The sequence below is a fragment of the Bradyrhizobium canariense genome (assembly GCF_019402665.1).
Lineage (GTDB): Bacteria > Pseudomonadota > Alphaproteobacteria > Rhizobiales > Xanthobacteraceae > Bradyrhizobium > Bradyrhizobium canariense.
Map to the genome: position 1 here is coordinate 1 of NZ_VSST01000038.1, position 19,279 is coordinate 19,279.

At 65.3% G+C, this 19,279-nt stretch carries 16 protein-coding genes; 12 read left to right on the plus strand and 4 right to left on the minus strand.

Annotated features, from left to right (window positions below):
* Window positions 1-172 precede the first annotated feature (172 nt).
* The 8 genes from FXB41_RS20510 to FXB41_RS20545 all read left to right on the plus strand — a co-directional run bounded on the left by FXB41_RS20510 (window position 173) and on the right by FXB41_RS20545 (window position 6,690).
* The gene (locus FXB41_RS20510) at window positions 173-835 is read left to right on the plus strand and encodes an amino acid ABC transporter permease (protein ID WP_219682990.1); all 663 of its coding nucleotides are present in this window, start codon (window positions 173-175) and stop codon (window positions 833-835) included.
* Entirely contained in the window at window positions 832-1,626 is a 795-nt protein-coding gene (locus FXB41_RS20515) for an amino acid ABC transporter ATP-binding protein (RefSeq protein ID WP_219682991.1), read from the plus strand. The genes FXB41_RS20510 and FXB41_RS20515 overlap by 4 nt, the downstream gene beginning before the upstream one ends.
* The gene (locus FXB41_RS20520; protein ID WP_219682992.1) at window positions 1,626-2,381 is read left to right on the plus strand and encodes an SDR family NAD(P)-dependent oxidoreductase; all 756 of its coding nucleotides are present in this window, start codon (window positions 1,626-1,628) and stop codon (window positions 2,379-2,381) included. The genes FXB41_RS20515 and FXB41_RS20520 overlap by 1 nt, the downstream gene beginning before the upstream one ends.
* Window positions 2,378-3,505: a muconate cycloisomerase family protein gene (locus FXB41_RS20525; RefSeq protein ID WP_219682993.1), complete on the plus strand. Its 1,128-nt coding sequence runs from the start codon at window positions 2,378-2,380 to the stop codon at window positions 3,503-3,505. The genes FXB41_RS20520 and FXB41_RS20525 overlap by 4 nt, the downstream gene beginning before the upstream one ends.
* 278 nt (window positions 3,506-3,783) lie before the next feature.
* Complete coding sequence (locus FXB41_RS20530) at window positions 3,784-4,203, plus strand: HIT domain-containing protein (protein ID WP_219682994.1); 420 nt, start codon at window positions 3,784-3,786, stop codon at window positions 4,201-4,203.
* Between the two features lie 11 nt (window positions 4,204-4,214).
* Complete coding sequence (gene nudC / locus FXB41_RS20535) at window positions 4,215-5,153, plus strand: NAD(+) diphosphatase (protein ID WP_007597712.1); 939 nt, start codon at window positions 4,215-4,217, stop codon at window positions 5,151-5,153.
* 6 nt (window positions 5,154-5,159) lie between these two features.
* Window positions 5,160-6,113 (plus strand): sugar kinase, encoded by a 954-nt coding sequence (locus tag FXB41_RS20540; protein WP_219682995.1) that lies wholly within the window; start codon window positions 5,160-5,162, stop codon window positions 6,111-6,113.
* A 67-nt stretch (window positions 6,114-6,180) separates the two neighbouring features.
* The gene (locus tag FXB41_RS20545) at window positions 6,181-6,690 is read left to right on the plus strand and encodes an Lrp/AsnC family transcriptional regulator (protein ID WP_007597714.1); all 510 of its coding nucleotides are present in this window, start codon (window positions 6,181-6,183) and stop codon (window positions 6,688-6,690) included.
* A 145-nt stretch (window positions 6,691-6,835) separates the two neighbouring features.
* Here the strand turns inward: FXB41_RS20545 and FXB41_RS20550 are convergent, their stop codons facing one another.
* The 4 genes from FXB41_RS20550 to FXB41_RS20565 all read right to left on the minus strand — a co-directional run bounded on the left by FXB41_RS20550 (window position 6,836) and on the right by FXB41_RS20565 (window position 13,229).
* A complete protein-coding gene (locus FXB41_RS20550) occupies window positions 6,836-8,335 on the minus strand; it encodes a phosphomannomutase/phosphoglucomutase (protein ID WP_219682996.1) in 1,500 nt (499 codons plus the stop codon).
* 189 nt (window positions 8,336-8,524) lie between these two features.
* Window positions 8,525-9,034 (minus strand): TIGR02281 family clan AA aspartic protease, encoded by a 510-nt coding sequence (locus FXB41_RS20555; protein ID WP_219682997.1) that lies wholly within the window; start codon window positions 9,032-9,034, stop codon window positions 8,525-8,527.
* A gap of 257 nt (window positions 9,035-9,291) precedes the next feature.
* Window positions 9,292-11,769: an ATP-dependent helicase HrpB gene (gene hrpB, locus FXB41_RS20560; RefSeq protein ID WP_219683001.1), complete on the minus strand. Its 2,478-nt coding sequence runs from the start codon at window positions 11,767-11,769 to the stop codon at window positions 9,292-9,294.
* Between the two features lie 143 nt (window positions 11,770-11,912).
* The gene (locus tag FXB41_RS20565; RefSeq protein ID WP_219682998.1) at window positions 11,913-13,229 is read right to left on the minus strand and encodes a UDP-glucose dehydrogenase family protein; all 1,317 of its coding nucleotides are present in this window, start codon (window positions 13,227-13,229) and stop codon (window positions 11,913-11,915) included.
* 193 nt (window positions 13,230-13,422) lie between these two features.
* Between FXB41_RS20565 and FXB41_RS20570 the strand changes: the two genes are divergently transcribed.
* From FXB41_RS20570 to FXB41_RS20585, 4 genes are all read left to right on the plus strand, one after another.
* Window positions 13,423-14,490 (plus strand): acyltransferase family protein, encoded by a 1,068-nt coding sequence (locus tag FXB41_RS20570; RefSeq protein WP_219682999.1) that lies wholly within the window; start codon window positions 13,423-13,425, stop codon window positions 14,488-14,490.
* A gap of 209 nt (window positions 14,491-14,699) precedes the next feature.
* Complete coding sequence (gene polA / locus FXB41_RS20575) at window positions 14,700-17,774, plus strand: DNA polymerase I (protein ID WP_219683000.1); 3,075 nt, start codon at window positions 14,700-14,702, stop codon at window positions 17,772-17,774.
* 34 nt (window positions 17,775-17,808) lie between these two features.
* Window positions 17,809-18,444: a LysE family translocator gene (locus FXB41_RS20580; RefSeq protein ID WP_007597727.1), complete on the plus strand. Its 636-nt coding sequence runs from the start codon at window positions 17,809-17,811 to the stop codon at window positions 18,442-18,444.
* 80 nt (window positions 18,445-18,524) lie between these two features.
* Window positions 18,525-19,160, plus strand: a complete 636-nt coding sequence (locus FXB41_RS20585) for a LysE family translocator (protein ID WP_007597728.1) — start codon at window positions 18,525-18,527, stop codon at window positions 19,158-19,160.
* Window positions 19,161-19,279: the final 119 nt, after the last annotated feature.

Below are 19,279 nucleotides of genomic sequence, written 5' to 3' on the forward strand. Positions count from 1 at the left end.
CCCTCGCAAGCGGGAGAGGGCAGGGGAGAGGGTGTCTCCTCTAGGGAGACTCCCCAAGAGGATAGAGCCCTCACCCGTCGCTTCGCGCCGACCTCTCCCGCAAGCGGGAGAGGTGCACCGAGCATGCGGCTCGACTGTCTTCAATTCGCGCGCGACTGAGGTCCAAGATAATATGTATCAGTGGGATTTCGGCATCCTCTGGAGCTATCGCTGGCTCTTTCTCAACGGGCTCGGCGTCACCGTTGGCTTCACGTTGGTCATCGTTGTGCTCGGCCTCGTCTTCGGCCTGTTCGGCGCGTTCGGGACCCTGTCGCGCTTTCGCGCGGTGCGCCTTCTCGCGCTCACCTTCATCGAGGCGTTCCGCTGCACGCCGATCCTGGTGCAGCTGATCTGGTTCTATTACGCGCTGCCGATCCTGGCCGGCATCGAGATGACGCCGATCACGGCCTCGGCGCTGGCGCTGTCGCTCTACGGCGGCTCGTTCTATTCGGAGATCATCCGCGGCGGCATCATCTCGATCGATCGCGGCCAGTCCGAAGCCGGCGCCGCGCTCGGCATGACCCCAGGCCAGAGCATGCGGCGCATCGTGCTGCCGCAGGCGATCAAGCGCATGATCCCGGCGCTGATGAACCAGTCGATCATCCAGTTCAAGAACACCTCGCTGGTCTCGGTGCTGGCGGTGCCCGACCTGGTCTATCAGAGCCAGGTCGCCGCCCATGACAGCTACCGTCCGCTGGAAACCTACACCGCCGTCGCGGTCGCCTATGCGGCGATCCTGATTCCCCTGACCATCATGGTCCGGCGCGGCGAGAAGCGACTGGCGGTCGGCGAATGAGCGACACGCAAAAAATCGAGATCCGGGCCTTGCGCAAGAGCTTCGGCAGCAACGAGGTTTTGAAGAACATCAATCTCGACGTCGCCAAGGGTGGTGTCGTCGCGCTGATCGGACCGTCCGGCTCCGGCAAGTCGACGCTGCTCCGCTGCATCAACCTTCTTGTGACGCCCGACGGCGGCAGCGTTCGCGTCGGAGACACGCGCTTTGCTTTCGGACAAGGCACAAAGCTGCCCGACGTGAAGACGCTGGCAGGATTCCGCGCCACCACCGGCATGGTGTTCCAGCATTTCAACCTGTTCCCGCACATGACGACGCTCCAGAATGTGATGGAGGGACCGGTCACGGTGCGGCGCATGGCCAGGGCGGACGCCGAGAAACTCGCACGAGCGCAACTCGTCAAGGTGGGCCTTGCAGAGAAGGCCGACCAATATCCGGCAACGCTCTCCGGCGGACAGAAGCAGCGCGTCGCGATTGCCCGGGCGCTTGCCATGGAGCCGGACGTGATGCTGTTCGACGAAGCCACCTCCGCACTCGATCCCGAGCTTGTCGGCGAGGTGCTCGCCGTGATCCAGCAGCTGGCGTCGGAGGGCATGACCATGGTGATCGTGACCCACGAGATCGCCTTTGCCCGCGAAGTCGCCGACCGTCTGATCTTCATGCGCGACGGCGTCGTGATCGAGGAAGGCCCGGCGCGGCAGGTGATCGACAATCCAAGAGAAGCTGCGACCCGCGCCTTCCTTAGCCATTTCCACCGCACCGGCGCATTGCCGCCGGCCACAACGGCATCGTGATGTCCGATATCAACCGCGTCTATCTCGTCACCGGCGCCGCCAGCGGCATCGGCCGCGCCACCGCAAGACTGCTCGCAACGCCCGGCACGGCGCTGGTGCTCCACACGCGCTCGAACGCAGAGGGTCTCGACGTCACGACCGCGGAAGCCGAAGCGCAAGGTGCGATCGTCGCAAAATGCCTCGGCGATCTCGCCGAGGAGGCCGCGGTCACCGACGCCCTCGCCGCTACGCAAAGCGCCTTCGGCCGGCTCGACGGATTGATCCTGGTCGGCGGCCATGCCCGCCGCGGCAGCGCCATCGGTACGCCGGCGGATCAGTTCCGCAAGGCGATGGATGAATCGGCGCTGGCGTTCACGCGGTTGGTGGACGCCGCGCTCCCGCTGCTGCGTGCGGGACGAGATGCGCGGATCGTGGCAGTGTCGTCGTTCGTGGCGCACGCGATCCGGCCGGAGTTCGCACCCTTTGCAGCGACGGCCGCGAGCCGCTCCGCGCTCGAAGCGCTGGTGCGCCTCACCGCAGTCGAGCTCGCCGGGGAGGGCATCACCGTCAACGCCGTCGCGCCGGGCCTGATCATCAAGGACAAGCCCAGCGAAAGCCGGCTGTCACCCGAGCAGATCGCGGCGACCGAAGCACTGATCCCGATGAATCGCCGCGGGCGGCCGGAGGAAGTGGCCGAGATCATCGCCTTTCTGGCCTCCCCAAAAGCATCCTACGTCACCGGCCAGGTCTGGCACGTCAATGGAGGCCTGACATGACCGAAGCGACCGTCGCACGTCTCAGGCTGTTCCTGATCGAGAGCCCGATCAAGATGGCGCGCCTCCAGGGCGTCGGCAACGTCAAGGGCACGGTGAAACGCGTGCTGCTCGAACTGACGTCGAGCGACGGCGTGATCGGCTGGGGCGAGGCGGCACCGTGGGAAGTGTTCACGGGAACGCCGGAAGCAGCCTTCTCCGCGCTCGACATCTATTTGCGGCCGATCGTGATGGGCAAGTCGGTGCGTCGCATCCGCGCTCTGATGGCCGAGCTCGATCGTGCCTTGGTCGGACATGCCGAAGCCAAGGTCGCGATCGAAATGGCGCTGCTCGACATCGTCGGCAAGTCCTCGGGACTTTCGGTCGCTGACCTGCTCGGCGGCCGCGTGCGGGACACGATCCCGCTGTCGTTCTCCATCGCCGATCCGGATTTCACTGCCGATCTCGAACGCATGCGGAAGATGGTTCCGGACGGGAGCGTCATCTACAAGGTCAAGACCGGCGTGAAGTCGCATCGCGAGGATCTCGATCATCTTGCGGCGATCCGGAAAGAATTCGGCGACAAGGTCGATCTTCGCGTCGATTACAACCAGGCGCTGGCGCCGTTCGGCGCGATCAAGATCCTGCGCGACGTCGAGCAGTTTGCGCCGACCTTCATCGAACAGCCGGTACCCCGCAAATATCTCGACGTGATGGCGCAGCTCACCGCGGCGCTGGAAACTCCCGTGCTCGCCGACGAAAGCTGTTTCGATCGCCGCGACATGATGGAGGTGGTGCGCCGCGAGGCGGCAGATGCCGTCTCGATTAAGCTGATGAAGGCCGGCGGCCTGTTCGAGGCGCAGGCGATCATGGCGATCGCCGACATCGCCGGCCTGCCCGGCTATGGCGGCACACTGTGGGAGGGCGGCATCGGGCTCGCCGCCGGCACGCAGCTGATCGCGGCGACGCCGGGCATCTCGCTCGGCTGCGAATTCTACATGCCGCATCATGTGCTGACCGAGGACGTGCTGGAAGAGCGCGTCGCCAATCGCGGCGGCCACGTCGTGGTGCCCGACGGCCCGGGCCTCGGCATCCGCGTCAGCGAAGCCTCGGTCCGCGCCAATGCGCGGGTGCTGGCGGAGGCGTAAAAGCACGCCCCCACCGTCGTCCTGGCGAAAGCCAGGACCCATTACCCCAAGGAGAAGTTTGTGGCACGAAGTCGGTAAACCCCGAATCTTCGCCAAGCCCAATCCTGTGGTAATGGGTCCTGGATCTGCGCTGCGCTTGTCCAGGACGACGATCGCGTATGCGGCCCCTGCGGAGCGCCATCCTTCCCCTATCGGAATCGCTGTCGTATGGTCGGAGCAAATATTCAGGGGTTCCGCCCCGCCATGCCCGATTCCCGTCGGGCCATCCGGAAATCTTCATGCCCGAACCCGCCTGGTCGCTGCACTCCCGCCTGAAAGAGGACACCATCGACATCGGCGATTTGCCGCTGTCCAAGGTATTGGTCATCAAGGACGCGCATTATCCCTGGCTGCTGCTGGTGCCGCGGCGCGCGGATACGGTCGAGATCATCGACCTCGACGAGGTGCAGCAGGCGCAATTGATGACCGAGATCTCCCGCGTCTCGCGCGCGCTGAAGGAGATCACCCAATGCGACAAGCTCAACATCGCGGCACTGGGCAACCTCGTGCCCCAGCTTCACGTCCACATCATCGCGCGCCGAACCAGTGACGCCGCCTGGCCGCGGCCGGTCTGGGGCGTGATGCAGCCCTTGGCGCACGACGCCACCGAGGTGCAGACTTTCATCAGCGCGCTTCGCCGCAAGATCTGGTTGGGTTGAAAGAACAAGAAATGTCAGCATTCGACTCGTTTCCGCTGGGGCAGCCGGCCTTCGTCACCAACATTCTCGACCGCGCCGCGCATCTGCGCCGCGACGACGAAAAGCTGTTCGCGATGGAGCAGAAGCCGACCTCGCGCGCCTATGTGGTCTACCGCGACTCGCTGCTGGTGAAGCGCGAAGGCGACAAGGTGCGCGCACTGCTCGGAATCGACGAGGCGCTGAAATGCGGCGCCAATCCCGGCACGATCTTCTTAGGCCTACGCGACGGCGCCGCGATGTTCGGCATGGGCCTCTCGCAGGCCGCGTCCGAGAAGCTGATCGGGCGCGAGGACTACGCGCTCAGTGAGCTGCGCGGCATGGCGATGCAGGGCGCGGTGCCGCCGCAGGAGCTGTCGGCGATCGCGATGGCGAAGTCGATGGTGAGCTGGCATCAGCGCCATGGTTATTGCGCCAATTGCGGCACGCGCAGCGCGATGAAGGAAGGCGGCTGGAAGCGGGAGTGCCCGAGCTGCAAGGCCGAGCATTTCCCGCGCACCGATCCCGTCGTGATCATGCACGTCGCCTCCGGCGAAAGGTGCCTGCTCGGCCGCCAGAAGCAGTTTCCGCCCGGCATGTATTCGTGCCTCGCCGGCTTCGTCGAGGCCGCCGAAACCATCGAGGACGCGGTACGCCGCGAAATCTTCGAAGAATCCGGAATCCGCTGCACCGACGTGCAGTATTACATGACCCAGCCCTGGCCCTATCCGTCGTCGCTCATGATCGGCTGCAGCGCGCGGGCCGTGAGCGAGGACATCGTCGTCGATCATTCCGAGCTGGAGGATGCGCGCTGGTTCACGCGCGAGGAGGCGGCCTTGATGCTGACGCGGACCCATCCCGACGGGCTCGCCGGCCCGCATCCGTTTGCGATTGCGCATCACCTGCTCGGCCGCTGGGTGCACGACAAGAGCTGACCGCCGATGGCGCACTCTGTGATCGCGCCGCGCATCCTCTGCATCGGCATTCCCGTGCGCGATCTGACCTTTCGGGTCGAGGCCGTGCCCGCGCGCGGCAGCAAGGCGAACGCCAGCCATCTCGCGGAGATCTGCGGCGGCAACGCGCTCAATGCCGCGATCGCCATCGCGCGGCTCGGCGGCCGCGTCTCCTTCGCGGGCCCCATGGGCGATGCGCAGGAGACGTCGAGCGGCTTCATTCTCGAGCGCATGAGATCCGAAAATATCGACACAAGCCATATCGTGCGCATACCTGATGCGACCACGCCCGTCTCTGCCATCATCATTGATGCGACGGGCGAGCGAACGCTCACGATCTATCGCGATCCGGCGCTGTGGACAGTCGAGCTGCCCGACGCCGACAAGCTGCTCGCCGATTGTCAGGCGGTCCTCGTCGAGAGCCGCTGCGCATCGTTCTGCACGGATCTCTGCACTGAGGCACGCCGGCGCGGCATTGCCGTCATCGTCGGCGTCGACCGCGCGATATCGTTGCAGGACGGACTGCTCACGGCCGCCTCGCACCTGCTGTTCGCCAGCGAACAGGTACAGGAGACAGCCGGCATCCCTGACGACGGCGAGGCGTTGCAGCGCCTGGCCGGACTCACGCCCGCCTTCCTCGCTGCCACCCGCGGCCCGCGTGGCACGATCTGGCTGAACGAGAGCGGCGAACTGGAGCAGACGCCGGCGGTTCCGGTTCAGGCCGTCGATACGCTCGGCGCCGGCGACGTCTTCCATGGCGCCTTCACGCTTCGCCTTGCCGAAGGCGGCGGCGTGCGGCAGGCGCTGCAATTCGCCGCGGCCGCCGCGGCGCTGAAATGCACCCGTCACGGCGGCGGCCTGGCCGCTCCGCAACGCGTTGAAGTTGAAGAGCTTTTGAACATGCCGCGCGGGACGACGCTCGGACGGATGCCGAGATTATAGACTTGCTATAGAAGGATTTTCTCTATATCAGGGAAATCGACCATTGAAATGGAACAAAGTTCTTCAAATGACCGATCTCGCCGTCCCGCTCCCCGAGACCAGCCGCCGCCTCGACGCCATCGACCGCAAGATTCTGATGGTGCTGCAGGACGATGCCTCCCTCTCCGTCGCAGAGATCGGCGACCGCGTCGGCCTGTCCTCGACCCCCTGCTGGAAGCGCATCCAGCGCCTGGAGGCCGACGGCGTGATCACCAAGCGGGTGGCGCTGGTCGACCAGAACAAGATCGGGCTCGGCATCTCCGTGTTCGTGTCGGTCGAGAGCTCCGACCATTCCGACGCCTGGCTCAAGAAGTTCGCCGACGCCGTCAGCGCCATGCCCGAGGTGATGGAGTTCTATCGCATGGCCGGCGACGTCGACTACATGCTGCGCGTCGTCGTCGCGGACATGCAGGCCTATGACGTGTTCTACAAAAAGCTGATCAGCGCCGTGCCGCTGAAGAACGTCACCTCGCGCTTCGCGATGGAGAAGATCAAATCGGTCACCGCGCTGCCGATCCCGGCTGTGGTGGCGGGTTAAGGCTCACCACACGCAAACTGTCATCGCCCGGCTTGACCGGGCGATCCAGTATTCCAGAGACGACGATGGGGTACGGATAAACCGCGGCGTACTGGATGCCCCGGTCAAGCCGGGGCATGACAGCAAGTGAGGCTAGCCTCGCACCTCAAATCTTCTGATTGTACTCGCCGACTTCGGGATGGGTGCGCAGCACGCTGTTCACCATCTCGAACATGTCGTGCATGCGCTGCTCGGAGACCGGGCTCTCGACCACGACGACGAGTTCGGGCTTGTTGGAGGAGGCCCGCACCAGACCCCAGCTGCCGTCCTCCACCGTGACGCGGACGCCGTTGACGGTGACGAGATCGCGGATCGATTGGTCGCCGATCTTGGCGCCCTTGGCCTGCAAGCCCTCGAAGTGCTTCACCACCTTGTCGATGACGCCGTACTTCACCTCGTCGCCGCAATGCGGCGACATCGTCGGCGACGACCAGGTCTTCGGCAGCGCGTTCTTGAGATCGGCCATCGACTTGCCGGGGGCACGATCGAGCATGTCGCAGATCGCGAGCGCCGAGACGAGACCGTCGTCATAGCCGCGTCCATACGGCTTGTTGAAGAAGAAGTGGCCGGACTTCTCGAAGCCGGCGAGCGCACCCGTCTCATGGGTGCGGCGCTTCATGTAGGAATGGCCGGTCTTCCAATAGGTGGTTTTTGCACCCTGCTTCTGCAACACCGGATCGGTGATGAACAGGCCGGTCGACTTCACGTCGACGATGAACTGCGCGTCCTTGTGGATCGCGGACATGTCGCGCGCCAGCATCACGCCGACCTTGTCGGCAAAGATCTCCTCGCCGGTGTTGTCGACCACGCCGCAGCGATCGCCGTCGCCGTCGAAGCCGAGGCCCACATCGGCCTTGTGCTGCAGCACCGCGTCGCGGATCGCATGCAGCATCTCCATGTCTTCGGGGTTCGGATTGTATTTCGGGAAGGTGTGGTCGAGCTCGGTGTCGAGCGGGATCACCTCGCAGCCGATCGCCTCCAGCACCTGCGGCGCGAACGCGCCGGCGGTGCCATTGCCGCAGGCCGCGACGACCTTGAGCTTGCGCTTGAGCTTCGGACGGCTGGTGAGATCGGCGATGTAGCGCGCCGGATAATTCTCGTGGAATTGATAGGAGCCGCCGGCCTTGTTCTTGAACTCGGCGCCCAGCACGATCTCCTTCAGTCGCGTCATCTCGTCCGGGCCGAAGGTCAGCGGGCGGTTGGCGCCCATCTTCACGCCGGTCCAGCCATTGTCGTTGTGCGAGGCCGTGACCATGGCGCAGCAGGGCACGTCGAGGTCGAACTGGGCGAAATAGGCCATCGGCGTCACCGCGAGCCCGATGTCGTGCACCTTGCAGCCTGCTGCCATCAGGCCGGAGATCAGCGCATATTTGATCGAGGCCGAATAGCCGCGGAAATCATGGCCGGTGACGATCTCCTGGCTGACGCCGAGCTCTGCGATCAGCGCGCCCAGCCCCATGCCGAGCGCCTGGATTCCCATCAGGTTGATTTCCTTCTGGAACAGCCAGCGCGCGTCGTATTCGCGAAAGCCCGTGGCCTTCACCATCGGCTCGGATTCGAAGGCATAGGTGTTGGGCAGCAACACGGATTTCGGCTTGGGGAACATGGAGACGGTCTCGTGAAAAAGAGCCAGATTTGATGCAGCCTTAGCGAATGCCGGGCTGCAGCGGAAGGCGGGAATGGCAGCTTATGGATGATAATTGCGGCAGTTTGGTAACGGGGAAATCTGGCCGCGAGAGCGGTCAAAATAGAGATTTTCTTGAAATATGCGGTCGCTGGAGCCTTTGGGAGACCCTTACTGCTCCAGCACCATCTGACCGTTGGCGTACTCAAAACGCCTGAGGCGGGAGAGGAAGGAGAGGCCGAGCAGGTTCTCGGACAGCGCCTCGTCGGGCAGCACCATGGCATCGACATCGCGCACGATTAGGCCGCCGATATCGAGCATGGCGATGCGGGTGCGCGCGGCCTTGATGGTGCCGTTGGCGGTGGAGACGGTGGCGTTGTAATCGCTGCGCGAGGGGCGCAGGCCGAAGCGGGCGGCCGAGGTCTCGTTCAGCGCAACCACGGAGGCGCCGGTGTCGACCATGAAGCCGATGCGCTGGCCTTCGATCCGGCCTTCAGTCTGGAAGTGGCCGCGGCCGTCGCGAGGGATGTTGAGGCTGCGGCCGCCGGCCGGCGCGATGGACGCGACTGCTACCGTGCGCGGCACCGACGTCGCCGAGGCGGAGCTCATCCTGTCCGCCATCTGCGCCATGAAGGTGCCGAGGCCGATCATGATCGCCGCGAAAATCATTATGTTACGCATCACACCAGTTCCGAGCCGGAAGGCTCGATTTCACCACGCGGCAGGCCTGTCCGCGAGCGACGCTGCGGCCAGAGCTGTGCTATTTTGACGAAAAGGATGAGCGGACGGTTAATGCGCCGGTGTCGCAGATACGGCATATCCTCATCCTGAGGAGCCCGCGAAGCGGGCGTCTCGAAGGATGGCCGCGGGTGAAAGGCGGGCCTACATGGTTCGAGACGCGCGTTCCGCGCTCCTCACCATGAGGGTCTTCTTGCGCCTCACGTGCCGCGCGGCTTGACCCGCCGGGTCGGCAGCGCATTCGCCGGATCTTCCGGCCAGGGATGGCGCGGGTAGCGGCCGCGCAAATCGGAGCGCACGGCGCTGTAGCTGCCGCGCCAAAAACCAGGGAGATCGCGCGTCACCTGCACCGGGCGCTGCGCCGGCGAAAGCAGCTCCAGCACCAGCGGCACCTTGCCGGCGGCGATCGAGGGATGGGTGTTGAGGCCGAACAATTCCTGCAGCCGCACCGCGATGGTCGGCCCCTGCTCCGCTTCATAGTCGATCGCGAGCACGCTGCCGGTCGGCGCCTCGAAATGCGTCGGCGCCTCGCGGTCGAGCCGCGCGCGCATCTCCCACGGCAACAATGTCATCAGCGCGTCGGAGAGTTCGCCGGCGGAGATATCCTTCAGCGCGATCTTGTCGTAGAGCGCCGGCACCAGCCAATCGTCGCGCCGCGCGATCAATCCGTCGTCCGAGAGATCAGGCCAGCTGTCGCCCTCGGCCTTGCGCAAAAACATCACGCGATCGCGCCATTGTTTGGCTGCCTTCGACCAGGGCAGCCGGTCGAGGCCGGCGGCGATCAGCCCGTCCGCGAAGATGCGCGCAGTGTCCTCCGAGGGCGATACGGCAAGCGTCGCCTCGGAGAGCGTGATCGCGTGCAGCGCGCGCTTGCGCCGCGCCCGCAACGCCATCGCGCCGCGATCGAACGATATCTCCTCGACGGATTCGATGTGCTCGGCGAAATGCTGCTCGATCTCGTCCTGGGTGATTTGCGCGGCGAGCAGAATGCGCCCGCTCGCCGCCGTGCCGGTCATTTCGCCGATCGCGATATAGGGTGCACGGGCGAGCGACGAGGTCTGATCCACGGCAGCACCCCGGCCGTTGGCGAGCACGAAGCTGCCATTGCCGCGGTTGCGCGCGACGCGGTCCGGAAAGGCGTAGGCGAGCATCAGGCCGGTCGAGAGGCCGTCTTCTCCGGCCGCCGTCTTCTCTGACGCCGCCACCTGCGAGGCCCAGCGCCGCGCGAGGTCGCGCGCGCTTGCGGCACGCGGGGAACGGTCGCGGCGGAACTGGTCGCGCCGGTGCTCGAGATCGACGCTGTCGCCGCCGAGCCCGCGTTCGGTGATGATGGCGGCGATCTCGGCGGCGGCCTCGCCCTCGCCGGCACGATGCGAATCCACGATCATGCGGGCGAGCCGCGGCGGCAGCGCCAGCGCCCGCAGGCTCTTGCCCTCCGCGGTGATGCGGCCATCGGCATCGAGCGCGTTGAGCTCGCAGAGCAGGCTTTTTGCTTCCTTCCAGGCCGGCTGCGGCGGCGGGTCGAGAAACGACAGCGCGGCAGGGTCGGCGACGCCCCATTGCGCGAGATCGAGTACCAGCGAGGACAGATCGGCGCTGAGTATCTCGGGCTGGGTGTAGGGCGCGAGCGAGGCCGTCTGAGGTTCGTCCCAGAGCCGGTAGCAGACACCGGGCTCGGTCCGGCCGGCGCGGCCGCGGCGCTGGTCAGCCGCCGCGCGCGAGACGCGCACGGTCTCGAGCCGGGTCAGGCCGATGTCGGGCTCGTAGCGCGGCACGCGGGCGAGACCGGAATCGACCACGATGCGCACGCCCTCGATGGTGAGCGAGGTCTCCGCGATCGAGGTCGCCAGCACCACCTTGCGCGTGCCCTTGGGCGCCGGCGAGATAGCCCGATCCTGCACGGCGGCGTCGAGTGCGCCGAACAGCGGCACGATTTCGATCGAAGCGTCCTGCACGCGCTCGGCGAGGAGGTTCTGGGTGCGGCGGATTTCGGCGGCGCCCGGCAGGAACGCCAGCACCGAGCCGGCATCGGCCCGCAGCGCCGAGGCGATCGCATCCGCCATCTGCCGCTCCACCGGCGCGTCCGCCTTGCGACCGAGATAGCGCGTCTCGACCGGAAAGGCGCGGCCCTCGCTTTCGACGACGGGCGCTTCGCCGAGCAATTTTGCGACGCGGGCGCCATCGAGCGTTGCCGACATCACGAGGATGCGCAAATCCTCGCGCAGGCCGGTTTGCGCATCGCGCGCCAGCGCGAGGCCCATGTCGGCATCGAGCGAACGCTCGTGGAATTCGTCGAACAGGACGGCGGCGATGCCCGACAGCTCGGGATCGTCGAGGATCTGGCGGGTAAAGATGCCCTCCGTCACCACCTCGATGCGGGTCGCGCGCGAGATCTTCGAGCCGAAGCGGACGCGATAGCCGACAGTCTCCCCAGCGCGTTCGCCGAGCGATTTGGCCATGCGGTCAGCGCTGGCGCGCGCCGCGATGCGCCGCGGCTCCAGCACGATGATCTTCTTGCCTTTGGCCCAGGGGGCATCGAGCAGCGCCAGGGGCACGCGCGTTGTCTTGCCGGCGCCCGGGGGCGCCACCAGCACGGCGGCATTATGCGCCTCCAGCGTGCGCGAGAGGTCGTCGAGCACGGCATCGATCGGGAGGGGCGTGTCGAAACTGCGGGGCAAATATCTCGCTTCCGTCATCACCCGCCTTGTGCGCACTTGCGCACTGGTGCGGGTGATCCAGTAAACTCGGATCCCGGTTATTACGAAGATCGCGGATTACTGGATACCCCGCCTTCGCGGGATATGACAATCATATGCCGCTATCAGCCGTGCACCGGCGGCCGGCCAATGCTCTCATAGACGAAACCGGCCGCAGCCATCTCCTCGGGGCGGTAGATGTTGCGCAGATCGACGATGACGGGCTGGGCCATGGTCGCCTTCAGCCGGTCGAGGTCGAGCGCCCGGAACTGCACCCATTCGGTGACGATCACGATCGCATCGGCGCCTTCCGCGCAGGAATAGGCGTCCTCGCAATAGGTGATGCTGGGCAGCTCGCTCTTCGCCTGCTCCATGCCGACGGGATCGAAGGCCTTCACCTTCGCGCCCATGTCGATCAGGCCGGTCACCAGCGGGATCGACGGCGCATCGCGCATGTCGTCGGTGTCGGGCTTGAAGGTGAGGCCGAGCACGGCGATGGTCTTGCCGCGCAGCGAGCCGCCGAGCGCCTGGCTCACTTTTCGCGCCATCGCGCGCTTACGGTTCTCGTTGACCGCCAGCACGGACTCGACGATGCGAAGGCTCACGTCGTAGTCCTGCGCGATCTTGATCAGCGCCTTGGTGTCCTTCGGAAAGCACGAGCCGCCGAAGCCCGGACCGGCATGCAGGAATTTGGTGCCGATGCGGTTGTCCAGGCCAATGCCGCGCGCGACCTCCTGCACGTTGGCGCCGGCCTTTTCGGAGAGGTCGGCGATCTCGTTGATGAAGGTGATCTTGGTCGCGAGGAACGCGTTGGCGGCGTATTTGATCATCTCGGCGGTGCGGCGTTCCGTGAACATCAGCGGCGCCTGATTCAGCGACAGCGGACGGTAGATGTCGCTCATCACCTTGCGGCCGCGCTCGTCGGAGGTGCCGACGACGATGCGGTCGGGGAATTTGAAGTCGCGGATCGCCGCGCCCTCGCGCAGGAATTCGGGATTCGAGGCGACGACCACGTCGGCCTTGGGATTGGTCTCGCGGATGATGCGCTCGACCTCATCGCCGGTGCCGACCGGGACGGTCGATTTGGTCACGACGACGGTGAAGCCGGACAGCGACTGCGCGATCTCTTTCGCGGCGGCATAAACGTAGGACAGATCGGCGTGGCCGTCACCGCGGCGCGACGGCGTGCCGACCGCGATGAAGACAGCATCGGCATCCGCGACCGGCTTGGACAAATCGGTGGTGAACTCCAGCCGCTTGGCCTTCACATTCGTCGCGACCAGTTCGTCAAGCCCGGGCTCGTAGATCGGGATCTCGCCGCGATGAAGGGCCGCGATCTTCTTCTCGTCCTTGTCGACGCAGATGACGTCGTGACCGAAATCCGCAAAGCAGGCCCCGGACACCAGTCCCACATAGCCCGTGCCGATCATAGCAATGCGCATGAAAAACCCTGTTTGGCTTGGTTAACAAAACCCCTATTCCAAGGCGGTTTAGCATTTTCCCGGGATGAGGGAACAGCCCGCGTACAAAAAACGGCACAGCACTTGTACCGGTAAAGAAATCGTAAGCCGCAAGGCGGCAAACTGCCCCGCGTTCACGCAGATCCTGGCGGAACACGCCTCAAAAAGAGACACCATGGCACCATCAGGCACAATCGCCGCGAGCGGGGGACTCAAGGCCCCGGCTGCTGCGCGTGTCGATTGGGTCGATTACGCCAAAGGCATCTGCATCGTCATGGTCGTGATGATGCATTCGGTGCTCGGGGTCGAGCTTGCTGCCGGTGAGACCGGTTTCATGCATGTTTTGGTCGCCTTCGCAAAGCCGTTCCGGATGCCGGATTTCTTCCTGATTTCGGGCCTGTTCCTGCCACTGGTGATCGACCGGGACTGGCGAACCTATCTCGACCGCAAGGTGGTGCATTTCGCCTATTTCTATGTCGTCTGGGTGACAATCCAGTTCGGCTTCAAGGCCCCCGCATTCGCGGCGGAAACGAGCTGGCGCGACGCCGGCTTGCTGTATCTGGAATCCTTCGTCGAGCCGTTCGGCACGCTATGGTTCATCTACCTCCTGCCGATCTTCTTCGTCGTCACAAAACTGACACGGCGAGTCCCGTCGCCCGCGATCTGGCTCATCGCGGCCGCACTGGAGACGGCACGTGTCGCAACCGGCTGGACCGCGATCGACGAGTTCTGCGCGCGTTTCGTCTATTTCTATTCGGGCTATCTGTTCGCGCCCTTCGTGTTCGCGCTGTCGGACCGCGCGCGCAATCATCCTGCATGGGCGCTGGCAGCGCTCGCGACATGGGCGCTGGTCAATGCCGGCCTCGTTGCGCTCGGGGCCAGCGAATGGAAAATCGTATCGCTCGTGCTCGGCTTCGCCGGGGCCTGCGCCATCATCACGATGGGCACGCTGCTCGCGCGCGCGCAATGGCTGAATGTCTTCCGCTTCTGCGGCGAGCATTCGATCGTGATCTATCTCGCCTTCTTCCTGCCGATGGCGGCGACACGGACGCTGCTCTTGCGCACGGGCATCATTCCCGACATCGGTGCGGTGTCGCTGATCGTGACCATCGTTGGCGTGATCGGCTCGCTCGCGATCTGGCAGATCGCTCTGCGGCTTGGCGGCAATTTCCTGTTCGAGCGGCCCGATGCGTTCTGCATCGCGCCGAAGAAGACAGAGGCGCGATTGCAGGCGGCGGAGTGATGCTCTGTTGTCATCCCCGCGAAGGCGGGGATCCAGTATTCCAGAGGCAGCAGTCGTATACGGATAAGCCGCAGCGTACTCGATTCCCCGCCCTCGCGGGGAATGACAGCGGGGGATGCGGGAAACGACAGTGGGGATAGCGGCATCCGCAAGCCAAAAATCCACCTCCCGAGGCTGTCAAATCCCGCAAAAATTCATACATTGCGGCCATGCCCAAGAGCTCCCCAAAGACCACCGCCCAAGCTGACACCAAGGCCGCGCCCAAGGCCGCCGAAACGAAGCCCGCTGCCGCGACAGCTGCTGCCAAGCCCGTCGCCGCCAAGGCCGCCGGCAAGGGCGACCATGTCTTCCTGGTCGACGGTTCCGGCTACATCTTCCGCGCCTATCACGCGCTGCCGCCGATGAACCGCAAGTCCGACGGCTTGCAGGTCAATGCCGTGCTCGGCTTCTGCAACATGCTGTGGAAGCTTTTGCGCGAGATGCCCGAGGACAACCGGCCGACGCATCTGGCGATCATCTTCGACAAGTCGGAAATCACCTTCCGCAACAAGATCTATCCTGAGTACAAGGCGCACCGGGCGCCGGCGCCGGACGATCTGATCCCGCAATTTTCGCTGATCCGCGAAGCGGTACGCGCCTTCGACCTGCCTTGCCTGGAACAGGTCGGCTTCGAGGCCGACGATCTGATTGCGACCTATGTGCGGCAAGCCTGCGAGCGCGGCGCCAGCGCGACGATCGTGTCCTCCGACAAGGACCTGATGCAACTCGTCACCGATTGCGTCACCATGTACGACACCATGAAGGACCGCCGCATCGGCATCCCCGAGGTGATCGAGAAGTTTGGCGTGCCGCCGGAGAAAGTGGTGGAAGTGCAGGCACTGGCCGGCGATTCCACCGACAACGTTCCGGGCGTGCCCGGCATCGGCATCAAGACCGCGGCGCAGCTGATCGTCGAATATGGCGATCTCGAGCAGCTGCTGTTCCGCGCCACCGAAATCAAGCAGCCGAAGCGGCGCGAGGCCCTGATCGAGCACGCGGAGAAGGCGCGCATCTCGCGGCAGCTCGTATTGCTCGACGACAACGTCGACCTCGAAGTCCCGCTGGACGATCTCGCCGTCCACGAGCCCGATGCGCGCAAGCTGATCGCGTTCCTGAAGGCGATGGAATTTTCCACGCTGACGCGCCGCGTCGCCGAGTTCTCGCAGATCGATCCGACCAACGTCGATGCCGATCCAGGCTATTCCAGCGGCGCCAGCGTGTTCTCGCCGCTGCCGCCTTCGGACGTCGTGCCGGCCCCGGGAACCGGCGCGCCGCAAGTTCCGGCGGGCCAGCGCAACGCATCGGCGACCAAGGAGGACAAGGCCGCGAGCCCGAAGGGCGCGCCGATCTCTCTCGCCGCGGCGCGCGAAGAGGCTTTGCGCAAGCTTCCGGTTGACCGCAGCAAGTACCAGGCGATCAAGAGCCTCGCGGAATTGAACGCCTTCATCGCGCGCATCCATGATGCCGGCCATGTCGCGGTCGAGATCCGGGCAAACTCGATCGACCCGATGCAGGCCGATCTCTGCGGTATCGCGCTCGCACTGGCGCCGAACGAAGCCTGCTACGTCCCGCTGGCGCACAAGCAGTCCGGCGGCGGCGCCGGCCTGTTCGACGCGGGCCTCGCGCCCGATCAGGTCAAGCATGCCGAGGCGGTCGAGGCGTTGCGGCCGGTGCTGGAATCGTCAGGCATTCTCAAGATCGGCTTCGACGTCAAATTCACCGCGGTGATGCTGGCGCAGCACGGCATCACACTGCGCAACACCGACGATGCGCAGCTGATCTCGTACGTGCTCGATGCCGGTCGCGGCTCGCATGCGCTGGAGCAGCTGTCCGAGCGCTGGTTCGGTCACGCCATGCTCAAGGAGAACGAGCTGCTCGGCAGCGGCAAGGGCAAGATCACGTTCGACCAGGTGCCGATCGACAAGGCCGCGTCGCTGTCGGCGGAGGGCGCCGACGTGACCTTGCGGGTCTGGCGCGTGCTGAAGCCGCGCCTTGTCGCCGAGCACATGACCACGGTCTACGAGACGCTGGAACGCCCGTTGGTCGCAGTGCTCGCACGCATGGAGCGGCGCGGCATCTCGATCGACCGCCAGGTGCTGTCGCGTCTCTCCGGCGATTTCGCCCAGACCGCGGCGCGCGTCGAGGCCGAGATCCAGCAGATCGCGGGCGAGCCCGTCAATGTCGGCAGCCCGAAGCAGATCGGCGACATCCTGTTCGGCAAGATGGGACTGTCCGGCGGCACCAAGACCAAGACCGGCGCATGGTCCACCACCGCGCAGGTGCTCGACGAGCTCGCCGAGCAGGGCCACGACCTCCCGAAGAAGATTCTGGAGTGGCGCCAGGTCTCGAAGCTGAAATCGACCTACACCGACGCGCTGCCGACCTACGTCAATCCCCAGACCCACCGCGTCCACACGACCTACGCGCTGGCCGCGACCACGACGGGCCGGCTGTCGTCGAACGAGCCGAACTTGCAGAACATTCCGGTACGTACTGAGGACGGCAGAAAAATCCGCCGCGCCTTCATCGCAACGCCAGGGCACAAGCTGGTCTCCGCCGACTATTCGCAGATCGAGCTGCGGCTGCTCGCCGAGATCGCCGACATTCCCGTGCTGCAGCAGGCGTTCCGCGACGGTCTCGACATTCACGCCATGACGGCATCGGAAATGTTCGGCGTGCCGATCCAGGGCATGCCGAGCGAAATCCGGCGCCGCGCCAAGGCGATCAATTTCGGCATCATCTACGGCATTTCGGCGTTCGGCCTCGCCAACCAGCTCGGCATCGCGCGCGAGGAAGCCTCCGCCTACATCAAGAAGTACTTCGAGCGCTTCCCCGGCATCCGCGCCTACATGGACGAGACGCGCGACTTTTGCCGCAGCCACGGCTACGTCACCACGCTGTTCGGACGGAAGATGTACTATCCCGACATCAAGGCCTCGAACGCCTCGGTGCGCGCCTTCAACGAGCGCGCCGCGATCAACGCCCGGCTCCAGGGCACCGCCGCCGACATCATCCGCCGCGCCATGACGCGGATGGAGGACGCGCTGGCCGAGAAGAAGCTGTCGGCGCAGATGCTGCTCCAGGTGCATGACGAATTGATCTTCGAGGTGCCCGACGCGGAGGTCGAGGCCACGCTCCCCGTCGTGCAGCACGTGATGCAGGACGCGCCGTTCCCGGCCGTGCTGCTCTCGGTGCCTTTGCATGTCGATGCACGCGCGGCGAACAATTGGGACGAGGCGCACTGATCCGTCACCGTGATCGAGTCCAGAGGCGAACTGCGTGAGTGATCTCAGCCCGCTGCTCGCCTTCGCGCTGACGGCGCTCGTCATCGAGATCACGCCCGGTCCCAACATGACCTATCTCGCCGCGCTGTCGCTCTCGCGCGGCATGCGCACGGGCTTTGCCGCGGTGGCCGGCATCGCGCTCGGGCTGATGACTTATGGCGTGATCGCGGCCTTCGGCCTCGCCGCGGCGATCGACCATTCGCCGTGGCTTTATGGCCTGCTGCGATGGGGTGGCGTCGCCTATCTGCTGTGGCTTGCCTGGGACGCGTGGTCGGGCAAGGAGGACGCTTCGCCGGGCAGGACGGTCGGTGCCGACGCGCGGCCGTGGCCGGCGTTCCGGCGCGGCCTGATCACCAACCTGCTCAACCCGAAAGCCGCGATGTTCTACGTGGCGGTGTTGCCGGAGTTCGTGCGCGCCGATGCCGGCTCCGTGGTCCGGCAGACGCTGATGCTCAGCGTCATCTACGTGACAATCGCCACGCTGATCCATGCGGCGATCGTCGCGCTGGCGGGCTCGCTGCAATCGACCATCGACGTCGCGAACAACCGCAACGTGGTGCGGCGCTTGTTCGCCCTGGCACTGGTCGCGATAGCGGTCTGGTTCGCGTTCACCACCGGCCGGTCGGGTTGAATTGTCCTCCGTGCAATTGCGCGATGGCCCGACCGCGCCACCCATATTAGAACCGTGCCGTCTCCCGCACCGGTTCAGCCATGCCCCACACCTCCGCCCTGCTCGGCTTCGCCCTCGTCTGCCTCGGCCTCGTGCTCACGCCGGGGCCGAACATGATCTACCTGATCTCGCGTTCGATCACGCAAGGGCCGGCAGCGGGCATCGTTTCGCTCGGCGGCGTGGCGCTCGGCTTCGTGTTCTACATGCTGTGCGCGGCGTTCGGCATCACGGCGCTGCTGCTCGCCGTTCCCTTCGCCTACGACGCGCTGCGCTTTGCCGGCGCCGGTTATCTGTTGTGGCTGGCCTGGCAGGCGGTGAAGCCGGGCGGTCGCTCGCCGTTCCAGGTGAAGCAGCTTGCGATCGACAGCCCGCGCAAATTGTTCGCAATGGGGTTCGTCACCAATCTGCTCAACCCGAAGATCGCGATGCTTTATCTCGCGCTGCTGCCGCAGTTCATCGATCCCACCGCCGGCAGCGTGCTGGCGCAGTCGGTGGTGCTCGGCGCGATCCAGATCGCGATCAGTGTCAGCGTGAATGCGATGATCGCGCTCGCGGCCGGATCGATCGCGCTGTTTCTCGCAAGCCGGCCAAGCTGGATGCTGGTCCAGCGCTGGCTGATGGGCACGGTGCTGGCCGGGCTTGCGGTGCGGATGGCGGTGGAAGCGCGGAAGGTGTGAGGCGCAACGCTGTCATGCCCCGCGAAGGCGGGGCATCCAGTACGCCGCGGCCTCTCGGTAAATCACCACCGCCTCTGGAATACTGGATCGCCCGCCTTCTGTTTAGACCGGACAGATCA